Below are 17,001 nucleotides of genomic sequence, written 5' to 3' on the forward strand. Positions count from 1 at the left end.
CGTTGCCCGCACGCGTTCAAATGTCCAGAGGTATGAGCGCTCATTCATATGAGGCATAGGTTTTATGCCCGTGACCGGCGTTCCCGGTTTAAATCATGGAGCAGACACTTGGGCCCTCACCACGAGGCGAGTGGCCACCCTGGGCCCTCCCTCAGTTCTACCTTCCTGAGGGCATTATCATGAACAAGCTTCAAGGCAAGATTGCAGTTATCACCGGTGGCAGCAGCGGCATCGGTCTGGCGACCGCCCAGCGTTTCGTTGAAGAAGGTGCTTATGTCTTTATCACCGGCCGGCGCCAAGCCGAATTGGACAAGGCCGTCGCATTGATCGGTCGCAACGTGACAGCCGTGCAGGGCGACGTCTCCAGCTCCGAAGATTTAAACCGACTCTACGAGGTCGTTGAACGCGAGAAAGGCTGCATTGACGTGCTCGTCGCCAACTCGGGCATCGTCGACCCCACCTACCTCAATGACATCAGCGTCGAACACTATGACGGGACGTTCGATATCAACGTCAAGGGCCTGTTGTTCACCGTACAAAAAGCACTTCCCTTGATACGTGATGGCGGCTCGATCATCCTGACCGCTTCAATCGCCGCCACCAAAGGCATTCCCGGCTACGGCACCTACAGCGCGACCAAAGCGGCCGTCCGCTCGTTCGCACGGACCTGGACACTGGAGCTGCAAGACCGTGGCATTCGGGTCAACAGCCTGAGCCCGGGCCCGGTTGATACGCCGATCATGGAAAGCCAGGCGTCCACCCAGGAGCAGGTCGATCAGTTGAAAGCATCGTTCGCCAAAGCCGTTCCGCTGGGGCGCCTTGGCCGCCCGGAAGAAATTGCTTCAGCCGCGCTGTTCCTGGCCTCGGACGACAGCAGTTTCGTTGCGGGCATTGACCTGTGCGTCGACGGTGGCATGGCTCAAGTCTGAGACCGGCATCGCCCTGGATCAGATGACTGCCACTGAGGTGACGTTTCCCATCAACTGTTCTACATAGGCCACAAACGCACGGGCCTTGGCACTTGCCATGCGCCCGGTCGGGAAGATGGCCCAAAGGTCCATTTCGGGAAGCTCCCAGTCCTGAAGAACGGGCACGACCTCTCCGCTGGCCAGCTCAGGGGCGAACATCCACTCAGAGGAGAGTGTCAGGCCGTAGCCTGACAATACCGTTGTCCGAATACCCTCGGCAGCGGTGACTCGTACACGGCCGTTGAGGGTGACTGACTCCTCGGTCGTGCCTTTTTTGAATAACCACGATGCCCCCCCTCCGCCCAGGGAATAGATCACCGCTTCATGGTCCGCCAAATCCGCGGGCGACTCGGGCACACCGCGTCGTTTGAAATAACTGGGCGTAGCCATTACCAACCGTCGGCATCGGGCAATCCTTCTGGCCGTCAAACTCGAATCGCTGAGGTTGCCCATGCGCAAGGCGATATCGATACCTTCTTCAACAAGGTTCACCGATCGATCGTCAAGCAGCACGTCAACATCAAGCAGAGGGTGCATCTCCAGGAATCCCCCCAAATGGGGAAGAATATGCAATCTGGAAAAGGTCACTGTCGTGGAAATGCGTAATGTCCCGGTCAATCCGGCACCCGCCCCGCGCGCGGCGAATTCGGCTTCGTTGGCCTCCTCGATGACCCTCTTCGCCCGTTCAAAAAAGAGCGTGCCGGCCTCGGTCGGAGATAACCCTCGCGTCGAACGGGTCAGCAAGCGAACCCCCAGGTGCTCTTCAAGCTGCGCGATGCTTTTTGAAACAGCAGGCTGTCCGACGTTCAGACGTCTGCCTGCCGCGGAAAAGGACCCTGTCTCCACGACGTAGACGAAGGTTTCCATCGCAGCCAACCGATCCATCTTATTCTTCCCCGGAATGATTCACGTCACTTCGAGCAGTCTGCAGGTATTGCCTGGGAGCGTGCAAAATTTTTCTGTCGGCCATCAGACCTCGGAAGAAAGGCCGCGCACTTCAACGAGAACGACGCGGTGATAAATCGCGGGGAAAAAAAAGCCGCCTTGATCGGCGGCTTTATACAGATGTGACGAAATAATAAAGATTGCCACAGCGCCCCGCGTATTCCGCGGCCTACAGGGCGCTATAAAGCTAGCTCTTTGAAAATAAAGTTTGTCACAAAACTTCAAATCTCCATAAAAAACGGCTCCGCTGCAAACAATAAAGATTGTCACAAGGTCTTTACCCTTGCCCCAGAAAGCACTGCAGTTGATAAACCCCCGCTGCTTTCGATTAGGCTGTGAAATTGTTCTAAGGAAACTCTCAAAAAGACTTCCATCCCCGGTGAAATACTCGCCTCACACGAATCGAACGGTCGAGCCCCGATGAAACGGATGTTCTTCGCCGATGCCGAGTATGCCGTCAAACGTAAGCAGACCCGCTGTGAGCGCTTCCTGATCGAGATGGATCGGCTCTACGGTGGACACTAGGTGAACTAGGGTTTGTCTGTAGCCAACTCAAACGGGGAGGGTGAATACTATGGCTAGTCGGAATCGTGCCACCGTTGAGCGGATAATCCTACAAGTCCGGATATGGGGATGGGATATGTCATGGTCTTTCAGCATGGCCACGCCTACCGATACCAGGCCAATCGGTCACCATTTGTCATCGCCAATGTAAAACTGACCCCCTAACGCCGAAGCAAATTTGACCCCCTGGGCGATCATGGTGGCTTTGAGCTGCCGAGATGTTGACCCAGGAGCAGTCAGTGGAAATCAGGGCATGGGCATCAAGACCATCGCGCGCACTCTCGGGCTGTCGCGCAACACCGTTCGCAAGTACCTGCGTGGCGAAGCCGAGCCACCGCGTTATCCGGCACGGGAACCGCGTCCGGCCAAGCTCGACCCCTTCAAGACCTATCTACAAGAGCGTATCGAGGCAGCCCGGCCACATTGGATTCCTGCCACCGTGCTGTTGCGTGAGATCCAGGCTGAAGGCTATGCAGGCGGCGTCAGCCAGCTAAAGTCCTACTTGGCGCCATTCAAGCGCCCACGCCATGACCTAGTGGTGCGCTTCGAGACTTCGCCCGGCCAGCAGGTGCAGGTAGATTTCACCACCATCCGCAGGGGCCGCAACCCGCTCAAGGCTTTCGTCGCCACGCTTGGCTACAGCCGTGCCACCTTCGTCCGCTTCGGTGCCCGCGAGGACAGTGATGCGTGGTTGGACGGCTTGCGTGAGGCCTTTGTCTATTTCGGCGGGGTGCCAGAGGAGGCGCTGTTCGACAACGCCGGCGCGATCATCCTGGAGCGCGACGCCTATGGCATGGGCCTGCATCGTTGGCATCCCCGGCTGCTGGCACTGGCCGATGAATACGGCTTTCGCCCTCGTGTTTGCCGACCCTATCGGGCCAAGACCAAAGGCAAGGTCGAGCGCTTCAACGGCTACCTCAAGGGCAGTTTCATCACGCCGCTGGCGGCCACGCTCAAGAGCGCGGGCTTGCCGTTGGATGTGGCCACCGCCAACGCGCATATCGGTCGTTGGCTCGACGAAATCGCGCATCAGCGGATTCATGGCACCACCGGAGTAAAGCCAGCGATACGCCTGGCTGAAGAGCGTGATGTCTTGCTGCCCCTGCCAGCTGGCGGGGTTATGACAGCCCCGGCGATCACCTCGCTGCGGCTGGGACGGGTTCTACCGCACGAGAGCTTGCAGCACCCGCTTTCGGTCTACGATGAGTTGCTGGAGTGGAGCCGATGAACCTGCAACATGCCCGCATCATCGAGCTGTGCCAGCAGCTCAAGCTTGAACGGATGGCTGTGGACTGGGCTGGCTTGGCACAGCAAGCAGCGACTCAGGAACAGAGCTTCGCCGACTTCCTGGAGCAGCTTCTGCGCGCTGAAGCCGAGGCACGCACCGAGCGCTCGCGACAGACCTTGCTGAAGATGGCGACACTGCCTGCCCTCAAGACATTGGAGCAATACGATTTCGCCTTCGCCAGCGGTGCGCCGCGAGCGCAATTGCAGGAGTTGGCGGGGCTGAGCTTCGTCGAGCGCGCCGAGAACATCGTCCTGCTCGGGCCCAGCGGCGTAGGCAAGACGCACTTGGCTTGCGCCTTGGCCTATCGTGCGACCCTGGCAGGTATCAAAACCCGTTTCATCACCGCCGCCGACCTGATGCTGCAACTCGCTGCCGCACATCGCCAGGATCGTCTGAAGGAGTATTTCAACCGCGCGGTGATGGGCCCTCGGCTGCTGGTAATCGACGAAATTGGGTACCTGCCTTTCGGACGCGACGAAGCCAATCTGTTCTTCAACGTCGTCGCCCGCCGCTACGAGCGCGGCAGCATGATCCTCACCAGCAACCTGCCGTTCACCCAGTGGGCCGGCACCTTCGCGGATGACCAGACGCTGACAGCAGCGATGCTCGATCGGCTGTTACACCACGCACACATCGTGCAGATCTCGGGCGACAGCTATCGCCTCAAGGACAAACGTAAGGCCGGTACCAGCCCGACACGGGCAGTGAAAACCGTTTAGAAACAGGCCGAGGGGGTCAAATTTCAATCGGCGAAAAGTGAGGGAAAGGGGTCAGTTTTGGGCCGGCGTTGACAACCATTATTCAGAGCATATTGCGATCAAGCTTTACGGCTCCGTCCGCTACCCTGAAGCATTCAAATACCCAACTCTAGAATGCTACCTACACGTTGACCCGCTACTCCTAAGCGACAAGTCGACTCCTCGCTGCATCGGCTCTATGCAGGCGTCTGGCAAAAGGCTCATCGCATATATCTCCGTTAGCAATGACCGCTTCAATAGCTTGATCATCGCTGCAAGTCGACTTGTTGCCCTAGAGATCAATGCGGAGCCGCTGAGATACCGCAAGGCCAAGGTTATGGGTATCCACCTAAGCACCGAGCTGGAATCTGATTGGTAATGGTGCTTTTGATCATAGAGACGCTAGTGTGTTGGCGCTGACGCCGCATTGACCCAGTGGCCGAGATGTCACTGACCCAGTCTGACTCCTCGAAAAACATTGCCGGCGCGGGGTTTGTGCCGATTTGAAGGTGGGCAGCCTTGCATCGGCACGTGGGTCAATTCGGCATCGGCCTCAACAGGCGCAGGCTCTGAATCAACTTGAGGGGTGGTCTCTTTGTTCGTCAGTAAAAACACCGCCGCTGTTTCTGCGAATGGGATCGGGTGACCAGCCCGAGCTTTCAGACAACCGTGGCTAACAAGTAGCTACCGAAAAAAACCTCACGAGGGCCGCTCCAGGGTTTGCGCCGACACTGGGCGTGGATCAGTCGCGCTGATGCAGGAGGTCGAGCAGGAAGTCCATGAGCAGGTATGGTTTGTCGAAGCAGGCATCAATGAGCGTGTGGACGAAGAGTGTGCCGTCATCCAGCATGAAGGGAATGGTGGAGTGGTCGATCTTGAAGGTCTTCAGGCGCTTACGTGCGTTACCTTTCTGATAGGGGTCCTTGGCGCGCAGGTCGAACTCTTCCAAAGTGTAAAAAATGAATTCGTGGTCGATGTGAGAAACAAAATAACGCCCGCCTTCCACGTAATATTCCAAATGGATCATTCGGGTCACTGCGCAGTCCGCAAGCAATTCTGGGATGTAAGCGATTTCCTCAAAGGTCATGCTGCTGTCAGTGATAGAACACCAAGATTTGTCATCACTTCCGTGCTTGTAAAAGGTCCAAACCGAGGGAAGGACTGCTTTGCTATCTGCTGTTGCAGCTCTAGTGCGGAGTACTGTACTTGCCACTTCCCCGGGAGCTTGCCGTTGCAGATTTTCCACCGTCAACGGTAGTGGAGCGACCTGGAAGCCTAGTTCGACGAAGATGTGTTTGTTCGTTTCAATTAAAATGTCGTCGCAGGTCAGTAGAGCTAGGTCTTTTATTAGACTCTCACTACGCAGGCGTTCGAACAGCGTGAGCACATAACTAGGAGTGTGTTCGATGAGTAGCTGCACCGGATGTTGCGAGTCTAGGATCCTGTTGGGGATTCCTATGAGCAGTTGGGTATCTTCGGTTACCGAACGTAAATTGTATTTGCTGTATTGCGTGTCGGTCTCAAATAGGTCTACCTCTGCGGCCTTGTAGTACTGGTAAAGCCTAGTAGTTTTCTGCGGTGCACGCGTGTATCTGCGTTGCTCGCTATTATCCGTACGGTATATTTCATACACAATGTGTAGCAATCTGGTGAGAGCGAAGTTTTCCTTACATTGACGAGCACTGAAGTCTTTCGCGGCAGGCAAGGTGGAGTTGTAATCGTCGAAGATGTGCAGGGCCTGCTTGTGCAGTGCTTCAACGCACAGATTTTCCAGGTCCCGCTTCTTACTCTCGATTGCCCGGGAGTCGAGGATCAGATCACTGCATAGTTGCTCCAATTCGATTTCGAGCCTGTTGCGTTCAAAGCGCAGGATGCTCCGCATGAAAGTGACTTCTTGTAGTGCCTCCAGCAACCAGGGTATTGCGTGTTCGAATAGCGTTGGATCGTCGTCTAGGAAACAATCTGTCATTAGGTGAAATGTACCACCATCGCTACCGAATTTATCGCCTGTGTAGCTGAAGTTGCCTTCCAACCGGCGCAGGCTTACCCGAAGGCGCTCCTCTTGGAGTGTGTCGAAATAGCTTGCAAGTTCGGTCGGCAGCATGACGTGGAGTTCCTGACTGATTTGGGCTGATACGAGATAGTAGTGGGCATTCTGCCGAACTAAAAGCCGAGTTTGCGCATCTGCTAGCTGGAAGTCGTTGTTGATGATACGCAGCTAGACAACGCATTCGAGATCAGCTCAGAGCTTTGAATATAGGGGATCATCGCGCCCTTAAAAAGGGCTGCAAAGCAGCCCCTGATTATATGAATAACGCACTGTAATTTAACTGCGCGAGCGGAAAAACAAGTTGCCTAACTACGTTAAATATTGTTACAGAGATTAGACATCACCGATTAAATCCTGTGGAGCCTCAATAGAAATTGAAATCCAGCACCAAGGCGCCTCGGAAAGCTTAATTGACTTTTTATCGGTAACCAGGATTCCGCTGCTAAACTCATCGCCAATTTTTATCCCCTTCACAAATACCAACATGTGCTCGTAACCAGGAATTTCTTTCATGGCATTGAGTTTGTCGACTCCTGATTCATGAACATGCTCAGATTGGAGAGCTTGAATTGCTGCCATGAAGCCGCTTATGAAGCTTCTCTTAAAGACGACCACGCCTTTGTCGGTACCTCCACGAGACGGGAAAAAGTAGCAAGCGGTTTTTTCGACTCCTCCAATGGGCACTACAACCTTAACATTAGTTTTAGATTTTATTTCGACTTTTGCAGCAGCACTTATTGCAATTGCTGGAGGAACATAGACGCCTACGCGCCCTAACGTATGAAGAAGATTTCGTTGTATTTCTTGAGCGTAAAGCGGTTTAAGCGCCCCCGCATACATGTGATTGCCGACTGACAAACCTGGACTGGCAAGAAATCCTGAAAAAGGGAAGGATCTAACTTTTTTGTACCTCCAGTTTATATTGAAAGGCACATCATCAACTAGCAGATAGTCACCCGCAGAAGTTTGAGGAGCATCAAATTTCTGCAACTCGCCTACTACCATTAAAACCTCATCAATAGCGCGCTTTCCATTTGGCCGCAAGATCAAATCACAATCCGGATTCATGATGGCCAAAACGGACTTAGGGATGGCATTGTCTTTTACAATATATAAGTCACCCATCCGAAAATTGCGCCTTGGTTCGGGTCGACTGGAATCCACGCGAACCCGGTGGTACATTTTTGCAATATTATCAGTAGGACCGTCAAAAGCACTTTCAACATGCCCTGCTATCTCGGGCGAAAGCATGTTTTTAAAATTAGAAGATACGGGGTTACCGTCAATATGTACGCACAGCTTATCCAAAAGCGTCTCACCCAAGAACCATTCTAGATACTCAGGCAAGTTTTGCCCCTCTCCCGCAAGTCTAAACTGTACCAAATACGCGATTTCACGCAAATCGAGGTTCGAGATATGTTCATCGATTGTTTCGACCGCCGACTTCGCGCTTGCAGTCCAGCATCCCAGAAAAGCATCCAATCCGCGCGAAAACTTGTAACTCTGAAATATGTCGAGCAGAGCCTCCGCGACGTCTTCCTCTAGAGTAATGTCACCAGAGTCTGCCATCTGAACCTTTGTTTTGGCAATAAAGGTAAATCTGCTAGCAAAAACACCTTGCTTCAAACTCGCTCGGTAGTCTGTTGCTTTGAGGCTATGCAGGTGTGAGGACATCAGAATTACAGATGGTGCGCTGGCTAGAAATGGAGCAATTCTGTTCAGTGAGGCTTGAACGGCTGCATTTCCTTTTTCGTTATCGGGATTGTCAGTTGCTGTAAGTGTAGGATCCAAGAACAAATCTACAAAAACCACGTCAACGCGAGAGTCCAAAAGCGATCCGTCTTCCACCGAGCCGACCGTCAATATCTCCAAATCAGGCATGCAGGCTTTAAGTAGCTTTATGACAGGCAAAACGTTTGTCAAATTCGCCCCTTTATTAGTTTTAAAGAGTCCGCCAGGGTCAAATTCTGTAGCGAGATTTAACATGTAGTTTTTATATAATAGGGCTACACAACCCAATAAATCATCGTTATCAAATTCTGTTTCATTGATGGACTTTATCGCCTCATCCCGGCTTTCGTCAGAAATTTTAGCCTCGACGCAGGCTTCCATCCCAGACTTGCTTGTAAAGAAGTCAAGAAACTGCCCCCATGCACCTTCAGCAATCATCGGTACATCGAACGCATCGTCGATTATTGCGATCCTGGATACACCGCTGCTTTTGATGGCTCCTACCAGTCTTTTTTGAGTTATCATTTTGCTTTATCCATGTTCAAAACGAAGGTATTTAATCTGCCTTTACGGTGCATCCCCACTACTGAACTCATCGTCAAGTCCCAGCCATGGTAAGTAGCAATCTCTCTGGAGATGTAAAGGCCTAACCCTCTACCTTGCCCTGCCGGCTTCGATGAAATCAATGGTTGGAAAATAACTTCCTTTCTATCCGGATCTATACCCGGACCGTTATCACTAAATTCCACAACTTTTCCGGCGCTGGAAACATCTATTATTATTTTCGGAGAAAAACCAGGCTCATATTCTTTTTGATACGCCAACCAGTACATCGAGTTAGAAATAATGTTTTCTAAAACCTGAATCACCATCCCCTTAACCGCATTAATAACAATAGGAGAAGATGGTGCATTAAACTCAATACTCACATCCTCTCGTTCAAATTGACCCGAATGGCTTTCCAATATTGATTCAATCAGTTCAACAATATCAAATCTTGATTTAACCTGCCTGCGTTCGCCCGTCATTTCATCGAATGCTGACACACGCTTGTGAAGCGTTTTTAATTGCTCCTCAAGAGACATAAGCATTGCGTTATCAGAAAATTCTGAGCGCGTATCTTTTAGCGTGCCAATAGCTTGTTCTAATGTCCGATCTAACTCGTGGAATATAAACTCTGTAATAAGACCTATACCTGCCAAGTGTAAGAGCTTGCTATACTCCTGCTCTGACTCCCTAATAATTTTTTCTGTTTTACCAACTATTTGGGAACATTGATTCGCAAGTTTTTTCACATTGCTTTCTAAGTGCTTCAGCTGAACCAAACTGCTAGCCGTCACCGAACCCTCTCTTAAAAAGTCAAGGTTCGTATATATGCTTTGTTCGATTTTTCTGAATTCTTGTGTAGCCTCCATAGCTTCGCGCTTTTTTATAGACTCGTAGCCATCAATATCATTGATGAACCCACGAAACTCAACATGGAGCAACCACATGAGTAAGGCTTTCAGCGCCCCAGATGCTTGGCTTTGCATTAAACCTTCTCGGTTGGTTTGCTCGCCTAGTGCAATATGGGTAGATCTTACTTTTACGGCGCCGATGATTTGCTGTCGGTTTAACTTGAAACCGCTCGAACTAAACGCTCGCTTATCGAGCTCCAGCCAGTCATCATCAGGCGCTCCATAGGGCAGAACTCGGAATCCATGCCTATATAACATCAAGCCGCCTGACCACTTGCCAATTTGCTCTTTAGTATCAATGGCTTTTTCAGTGAGTCCGGCGACCGCCTCTACAATCGATCGATTGTACCAATACACATCGACTTCAAACTGCCCTAGGTCACGAATAGCTTGAGCTCGAATGGGAGTGCTAACGACAGCCGCATGGCCCTTTTTCCCTCGCTTTGCAACTATTTTCTGGGTAACTGAATATACTTCGACACCCGCTAGAGATACCTTTCTCTGGGCATTCCTAAGATGATAGTTCATCACTCCAGTCAGTACCGGCAAATCGTTTTCGAATTTTAGGCGTACTGTGCAAGAGGCATGAGCAGCTTTCAAAAGTTTGGTCGGTATTGAAGGAATTAAACATCGCTTATCATTATGGTAAGCATGGATCAGGCTATTTGCGTATCCAGCCTTAAATGGATCCAGCATGCGTGCCACCGGGCCATTCAATGTCTCCTCAAATCGAGCCAAGGTCCAATCCCCAAGGAGACCAGACACTTTGATAACTGTTCCTTTATCTTGCTTGCTGGACTTTAACTTACCCCTCAGAGGCTCAACATCAACGGCGCTGATCTCGTCATTCGAATCATGATCAAACATAGTCCAATCAATATCTAAAATGTTAAATCTGGACTCCCCGGCAGTTGACGTTCTTACATGTAACTTTTCCCCTAATCGCATAACCGACAGTCGACCCACGCCCTTGTCTCCTAGGTAGGCCGAGCCGCTAATATTTTCCTTTCTTCTAGAGCGAGTTCCAACAGTAAGATAGACGTCATCGAGCTCTTCAAAGCTCATGCCATGGCCAGAATCCTCAAACTCCATCCAGTTATAAAGAGTATAGCTCTCTCTTAATGCACGCTCGAACCTTGACTTGTTCCCTACCGCTTCTTTTAGTTTGTGCAAAAAATCTTCGGCGGCTTCTTCAGGTGCGTCAGGCAGAACTTTTTCGCTTATATTGGATAGCACCTTGGCCGTTTTTAGCCCATCCTCCAAGTCATCCAAGGCTTTTTGATAGGTTGAATAAGCAATGACGATGCTGGCACGAATGCAGATCACTTCCGATTCAGCATCAACTGAGTTTTTTATCAGTTCATAGATGGCCACCTCATCAGAGCTGATGAGTTCTTTCCCCAGCTCCAGCAAGGTTCTAGCCGCAATTTTGAACGCCAAGGGTAATTCTCCTTGAAAACAATTGAAGTAGTATTCACTCGTTAGATACTACAAATTGCACACCCCATATCATCGTCATCTTCCGGAGTTTCAGTAGAATCAAGCTCTGAGAATACGGCTATCAACGTGGAGTTATCCTTTCGTTGAGCCATACGCTCGACCCTTAATGCATGGTCATGTTTAATCTGAGCCATTCGCTCGGGCTGCTCAAGCTCCGCCAGGCTCTCCCCCTGACTCCAAGTAAAGAAGTTGCCTGTTTTTTCAAATGGCACTTCATACTCTTTAGCTTTTTCGTACAAATCGGGGTGTGTTTCTTTTAACTTCACCCACTCAATTTTTTGCTGATAGAAGCAGAAGTAGCATCCAGAGCGGGTTCTTCCCCATTTTGTGTAGGGGGGCATCCCGACCCCAGAAACCCGAAGAATCTCTTCAATATCCCGCAGGATTAATCCGTCCTCCTGGAACGGATAAACCGCTTCGATATTTGTCTTATGGCTGATGTACCCCGTACGATTTTCATCAGCACGGAGTCCAACATAATTGATTATTGGTTGGTCACCGCAAAAATCCTCAAAAGGCTTAAGCTTGAGCATTTTCGTGCACCAACGACGATGATTGGAGGGAATCATCCCCCCATACATGTCATACCAGTGATCGAAACCTAGATCAGCATTCAATCGATGCAACGGCTTCCCGAGGTAATTTTCCAGACGCTGCAAATAGTCATAAGTCTCTGGTAGCTCTTTACCAGTATCGCTGAAGATGTATTCCATTTCTGGCACACGATCTCGCATGTAAATCGCTAACGCTGCGCTGTCCTTGCCCCCTGAGAGGCTAAGGATGTGTCTAACCTGCGGTTCGTTGCTCATCGCTCAGCTCATTCTCATCGTGTTCGGTGGAGCCCTGCTGCAATTGCAGCAACGCTTGAGCAAGGGCTGAAGCGGCCAAGTTCAAATTGCCGCCCACTTGCTTAGTGAGAGTCTTTAGCAGGCCATTGGCCATGATCTTAGTCTCGTGATCAGAGGTCAACAGCATCGCCGCTTCTTCGCCACTAGGGAGAGTTAAAGTTACGCCGACGAAGCGTTGAGCTTGACGCTCAAATTCGCCTTTACGCATAGCAACCCTAAGCCAGCGCTTGTAGCGGCCGCATAGCTCAAGTACTGACTCCGCAAATACCGGAGCATCACTGTCTTTCCAGATATCTAAGGGTCTATGAACGACAACACTCGCAATGGAATCCATCCACTTGTCGTCAGTCAGAGTTATGTCAGAACAGCGCATGATGAAGGCTTTAAGATCTACCTCGGCAAGAGACTGTGCAGTATCAGCGCACTCCTCCTGGAGCTGAGATCGAAGGGCCTTCAGAGGGCCTGTGATCTCAAAAGCCTGCGCCATGGAAAAGCTAACCTCATCCTGCAACCGTCGGTATGCCATACCAAGCTCTGTAAGGCTTTTAGCCAGCAGATCGGGGAAGCTACTACCGTCCTTCCCTTTCCCAGCCATCACCACGCGTGGCATATCAACGGCGAGCAACGAAACCGGGTCGGTTGCTCTTTTGATAACGTCGCGAAGGGCCTTGGTTTGGTTTGTAAGTCGCAGTGTCTCTTGCGAATATTGCGGGAGACGCCCGTACCAGCGGATTAGCTCCCGCGCAGCATCTAGGTAAGATGCGTTCAACCCCAGCTGCACACCTACCGCTCCAAATGCCTTTGCATAATCTTTGATCAGGTCTTTACGCTCTGCTGCAATGTCGAAGCGGCGGAAGCTAAACGTGTGAGGGCTCCTGAACATCCGTTGCTGATGATCGGACGTCAACTCCAGGATCAGACTTCCTCGTTCGAAAATCGCGCACGATTCCTTGTTAACAAGAAGGTAGACCATGAACCACACGCTGGCCGGGCCACTTCGGACTCCTAGAGGCGGTAGTGCCAGACTGGAAATGACCTCAGCAAAGGTGACCTGCCCATCGATCATCAGTTGCTTATCAAGCTCCGCCCAAACTTTACGTATGCCGGCAGGAGAATCGCCGTCCGGTGCCTTTAACAACCAACGGCCGCCAGCCCCTTTACGATGCAGTCCAGTGGATTGAAGCAGAGAGCTATAGAGCAATCGTTCAGGTGGGAAGTCGACGATACCGAGCAGCTCTGAGTCAACGGCTTTATCCAGCAGATCAAATAGACGCTGACGAGCCGCATTGATAGCAGACGACGGCTTATCTTTGTTGATCAACTCGTTAATGATCACCGGAGCCGCTTTGTAAACCTTATCGAACAACCAAGAGGCCGCTTGGCTAAGGTTCATGGCGCCACTTTCGGCAATCACTTTTCCTTTATGCCAATACTCCATACCGGACGACCCTTTGGCTTGCCGGTTCAGCAATGCCAAGACCAGTCGGCTAACACGCTCACGTGCCGTGCTGAACCTCAACTCGACATAGCGCTCAGTCCAGGGATCCAAATGACGAAGCTTCACCTGGTCATGAACCATCAACCAACGGGAGTACTCAATGAGAGCGTTTCGCTCATCCGGACCGACTTTGACAATTGCGGTGAGCGATAAAACGTCGTCTGTAGAGCGAGCTACCTCTTCAGCAGCACCGACTAAAGCAGACGATTCAGCGTCTGCAAATATCAGCCCCACACTGCCATCATGGCGACCATGAATACCGATGGACTGCGCAATTCTAGCCGACGTGCCTGCCGTCACTCTTACCGAGCGGATTGTTCCTGTCTGCTGGTAGTGACGACTTGCAATAACGCTTCTTTCAGATAGGGCTTGTGAAACGCCATTGAACATCAGCTCATCAGCCGAGCGCTGCATCGTTTCCTCGTACAAAGCCTCGACGTTGATCGCGTGACTGACGGCAAAACCATAATCATCACTCGCAGGACGATGTACTAGGATTTTTTTGGCAGTTAGCTCACTCAAAGCTTCAGAGACAGCTTTAAGGTCCTCCCCCAAAACAAATCTAAGGAGCTCAACGGTCAATACAACATGGAGGACTTGAGCAACCAGCTCGATGACGGCAATCGACTTGAGTAATTCAAGCTGTAACGCCGTCATCTTCGCGTCATTACGCTCTACGACAGAGCGAGCGAAATCCCAACGTCGTTCAGCCTCAAGATCCCGGAAGCGAAGCCCTATCCCTGTCGTGAGGTAATCAAAAAGCTCGCTCATTCCATACCAGGATGAATGATCGACGACATTGTGCTCCGCGAAGTCTCTCAGTGCTCCGGACTCATATCCACGCATGAATGCGTGAAATGAACGCTCGCTCTGACCAAACCGCTTAGATATGACCGCTAAGCAAGCCAGCGCTGCTGGGTGCAATGGGTACAGGCGCTCTGCCTGAGAGAACAGCTCACTCTCACCAGTTCCACGGAAAAAGTTGAAATCAATAGCTTGCTTGTAGATGCACCGGGCATCTTTTTTCAGAGCAGCCGACTCAGTAATGATTGTATCCGCGCCTAGGGCATGAAGAGCGAAATGCGCATACCGCTCGACCGGCTCATCGAAAGGCACTTCATCGAAGCGTGCTGAGACCTTATGCCACTCATCGGAAAGCGTCCGGCCTACTCCTTTGGCATAAGCATCAAAATGCTGGTGCAGCATTGATATGACTAGTAGACCATCGTCCGTAGGATGAGATGCGACCTCAGCGATTTGCTGCAAAGACATCAAATCACCGGCTTCCGGATTTAGAGCTGCGTACTCGATGAATTTGCCAAGCTCGTCAATCAGCAATAGGACACCGGAACATCCAGCACCTTTGGTGATTAGAACAAAGTCATTCAGCAATCTATTCGTCGCTGCGTTAAGGGTCACATCACGATAGGTCTGAGCTTTCGTATCCAACTGGCGCTTCAGCTCAGTTGCCAGCTTGCTTTTTGGCAGGTGCTCAAGTGCTTCAAGAATAGACTGTGCTAACGCTTCACCCAACGATACGCGCGAACCGCTTATTGCCAGCGCAAAGCGGTTTTGCTCTTGGGGGAAAAGCTCAACGACTTCTGTGGAGGCCTCAACGAGCTGTTTGTAAATTGCATGAGAGCTTTTTTGCCCTTCTAACAAACGGGCGAGCAGCAACCCTAACGCCGACTTACCACTGCCATAGGGCCCAATGAGTTTCCAGGCGCGTTGTGCGCTACCCGACTTCAACGCGCCGCCAATCTGGCGAAGCACTGCCAAGACAGCAGGAGTGATCAGATAACTATCGAGCGAATCTTGTGAACGCAAATCCCTAGTCAGCGAAATGGAGCGCAGGAATTTGGAATCCAGCTCAAGGTGATCTATCAGTCGATCAGACATTCGATTCTTCTCCCACACCCAGCAAGCAATCAGCCCAAGCGGGCGCTAGAGTTGTATCCAGAATAATTTGCTGGGTATCAGCGGTATCAATAAATCGCACAACGCCACCAAACTCTTTTTCTACACCTTCTATCAAGCCACTCACTTGAAAGTTATCCAACCTGAAGACGCTACCGGGGCTGAATTCACCATGCACAATCTTGGAGAGACTGAGAGAGTTGGTATTTTGACGTCCGAAGTAATCAATCAAGGAAAAAAGGAAAACTCTCGGAGATAGACCTAAGGGCGCATTTCTACCTACCAGGTAAACAGTTTTGCCGTCGTCGGCAGTGACCTCTTCAAAAAGTCCCAAATCTTGCAGTGGACACCACGAGGTGTCATCACCTGCAGACTCTTCCCGCTTGTACGAATGCAGGAAAATGCTTGAATGCTGCTCAAGGGTGGAGACCGCCAGCTTTTTGTTACTAGCGGATGCCCGATGCTCGAGACCGGCGATGAGCGTCTTTCGATCAAAACGGGAATACGTTGCGCTCCCGAAGACCAAATTCCAAACTGCAATCTCCGCGTGAGATGAAATCCACCAGTGAAGCAGCCAAAGCGACTCAGGCTGTTCGAGGAAAGGATCCCAACCATCTTTCGAAAGCAGCAAGCTTCCGATCGGACCGGATTGCAGGCCAGAAGAATCGCGGCCATCGACTATCCCGAAAGCCTCACCCCAAAATTGAATCGACTTGACCATGTTGCGGCCAATGCCCAACGTAATCGTCGCCTGAGCTTCATCCTTCAGCGCAAGGGGATTGCTAATAATTGCTTGGTGTAGCTTTGGCAGCCATCCGTAACGGCAAACGAAGGACTCATGTCCCGAGAAGCGCTCATCTCGTCGTTGAATGCTCGACATCAACCTTTCCTCCCTGGGGCCAATTTCTCCGAAGCTGCTTGGTCGTTGCTCTGAGCTGCTGGCTCGATAATGATGCGTTTCGTGGCGGCATCAAAGTAAATATCTACTTGGTCGCCTTCGTGTAGGCCGGCATTCCTTAGCAATTGCTCGCTAAGCGAAACGCGCCCTAGCTTCTGGATCCTGCGGGTGTCAAACAAAACCTTCATCCTACTTACCCCAAGCCTCGTGGCAGGCTTTATCAATACTCGTAGGATACTTTATTGGGGGACCTAGCACAGGGGAGCGCCACCTAAAGATGCTCATTTTCCCGTCTTTCGTCAGTTAGACTAATCCCGTCGTCAGGATTGGGACCACGGTCACCGATCGCTGACATGGCAGCAGGTCACGCGGTCGACGCCCGTCTAATCGATCCTGTCCCAGGAAGTGGTGTAACTCATCATGGCTCTGGCCACTGAGTTTGCCGTTTAGTTGATCACGGCCGACAGCTTGGCCTGCGGATTATCGCTGACCGCCTCGAAAGCCTCCAACTGCACATAGCGCCGTTGCAGGCACCACTCGTCGTTCTGCTCCAGCAACATCGCCCCGACCAGCCGGGTAATCGCCGGGTCGTTTGGGAAG

At 51.4% G+C, this 17,001-nt stretch carries 9 protein-coding genes and 2 pseudogenes; 3 read left to right on the forward strand and 8 right to left on the reverse strand.

Annotated features, from left to right (window positions below; translation table 11 throughout):
* Positions 1–179 precede the first annotated feature (179 nt).
* On the forward strand, positions 180–929 hold the full coding sequence (locus M5B42_RS21785; protein ID WP_248746976.1) for a glucose 1-dehydrogenase: 750 nt from the start codon (positions 180–182) through the stop codon (positions 927–929).
* Positions 930–947: 18 nt separating this feature from the next.
* Here M5B42_RS21785 and M5B42_RS21790 read toward each other — a convergent pair whose 3' ends face one another.
* Complete coding sequence (locus M5B42_RS21790) at positions 948–1,853, reverse strand: LysR family transcriptional regulator (RefSeq protein WP_248746964.1); 906 nt, start codon at positions 1,851–1,853, stop codon at positions 948–950.
* An 842-nt stretch (positions 1,854–2,695) separates the two neighbouring features.
* On the opposite strand from M5B42_RS21790, the pseudogene istA reads away from it, so the two are divergent.
* Together istA and istB are read left to right on the forward strand one after the other, a co-directional pair.
* Positions 2,696–3,705, forward strand: a pseudogene (gene istA, locus M5B42_RS21795) (IS21 family transposase).
* Positions 3,702–4,484 (forward strand): IS21-like element helper ATPase IstB, encoded by a 783-nt coding sequence (gene istB, locus M5B42_RS21800; RefSeq protein WP_152742433.1) that lies wholly within the window; start codon positions 3,702–3,704, stop codon positions 4,482–4,484. The pseudogene istA and the gene istB overlap by 4 nt, the downstream one beginning before the upstream one ends.
* Positions 4,485–5,244: 760 nt before the next feature.
* Here istB and M5B42_RS21805 read toward each other — a convergent pair.
* The 7 genes and pseudogenes from M5B42_RS21805 to M5B42_RS21835 all read right to left on the reverse strand — a co-directional run.
* On the reverse strand, positions 5,245–6,606 hold the full coding sequence (locus tag M5B42_RS21805; protein WP_248746965.1) for a hypothetical protein: 1,362 nt from the start codon (positions 6,604–6,606) through the stop codon (positions 5,245–5,247).
* Between the two features lie 279 nt (positions 6,607–6,885).
* A complete protein-coding gene (locus M5B42_RS21810; RefSeq protein WP_248746966.1) occupies positions 6,886–8,808 on the reverse strand; it encodes a hypothetical protein in 1,923 nt (640 codons plus the stop codon).
* Positions 8,805–11,180, reverse strand: a complete 2,376-nt coding sequence (locus M5B42_RS21815) for a sensor histidine kinase (RefSeq protein ID WP_248746967.1) — start codon at positions 11,178–11,180, stop codon at positions 8,805–8,807. The genes M5B42_RS21810 and M5B42_RS21815 overlap by 4 nt, the downstream gene beginning before the upstream one ends.
* A gap of 41 nt (positions 11,181–11,221) precedes the next feature.
* On the reverse strand, positions 11,222–12,049 hold the full coding sequence (locus M5B42_RS21820) for a phosphoadenosine phosphosulfate reductase family protein (RefSeq protein WP_110459570.1): 828 nt from the start codon (positions 12,047–12,049) through the stop codon (positions 11,222–11,224).
* Positions 12,027–15,485, reverse strand: coding sequence for a hypothetical protein (locus M5B42_RS21825; protein ID WP_149087099.1), 3,459 nt, complete (start codon positions 15,483–15,485; stop codon positions 12,027–12,029). Before M5B42_RS21825 ends, M5B42_RS21820 begins: the two co-directional genes overlap by 23 nt.
* Positions 15,478–16,383, reverse strand: coding sequence for a DUF4007 family protein (locus M5B42_RS21830; RefSeq protein WP_248746968.1), 906 nt, complete (start codon positions 16,381–16,383; stop codon positions 15,478–15,480). Before M5B42_RS21830 ends, M5B42_RS21825 begins: the two co-directional genes overlap by 8 nt.
* Before the next feature lie 464 nt (positions 16,384–16,847).
* Positions 16,848–17,001 (reverse strand): annotated as a pseudogene (locus M5B42_RS21835) (IS256 family transposase); the annotation flags it as partial.

Source organism: Pseudomonas sp. MWU12-2037, from assembly GCF_023242345.1.
GTDB lineage: Bacteria > Pseudomonadota > Gammaproteobacteria > Pseudomonadales > Pseudomonadaceae > Aquipseudomonas > Aquipseudomonas gingeri_D.

Coding starts and splice junctions, on each gene's coding strand:
- istB (WP_152742433.1), top strand. CDS start 3,702: ATGAACCTGCAACATGCCCGCATCATCGAGCTGTGCCAGCAGCTCAAG.
- M5B42_RS21830 (WP_248746968.1), bottom strand. CDS start 16,383: ATGTCGAGCATTCAACGACGAGATGAGCGCTTCTCGGGACATGAGTCC.
- M5B42_RS21790 (WP_248746964.1), bottom strand. CDS start 1,853: ATGGATCGGTTGGCTGCGATGGAAACCTTCGTCTACGTCGTGGAGACA.
- M5B42_RS21805 (WP_248746965.1), bottom strand. CDS start 6,606: ATGCTGCCGACCGAACTTGCAAGCTATTTCGACACACTCCAAGAGGAG.
- M5B42_RS21810 (WP_248746966.1), bottom strand. CDS start 8,808: ATGATAACTCAAAAAAGACTGGTAGGAGCCATCAAAAGCAGCGGTGTA.
- M5B42_RS21825 (WP_149087099.1), bottom strand. CDS start 15,485: ATGTCTGATCGACTGATAGATCACCTTGAGCTGGATTCCAAATTCCTG.
- M5B42_RS21820 (WP_110459570.1), bottom strand. CDS start 12,049: ATGAGCAACGAACCGCAGGTTAGACACATCCTTAGCCTCTCAGGGGGC.
- M5B42_RS21785 (WP_248746976.1), top strand. CDS start 180: ATGAACAAGCTTCAAGGCAAGATTGCAGTTATCACCGGTGGCAGCAGC.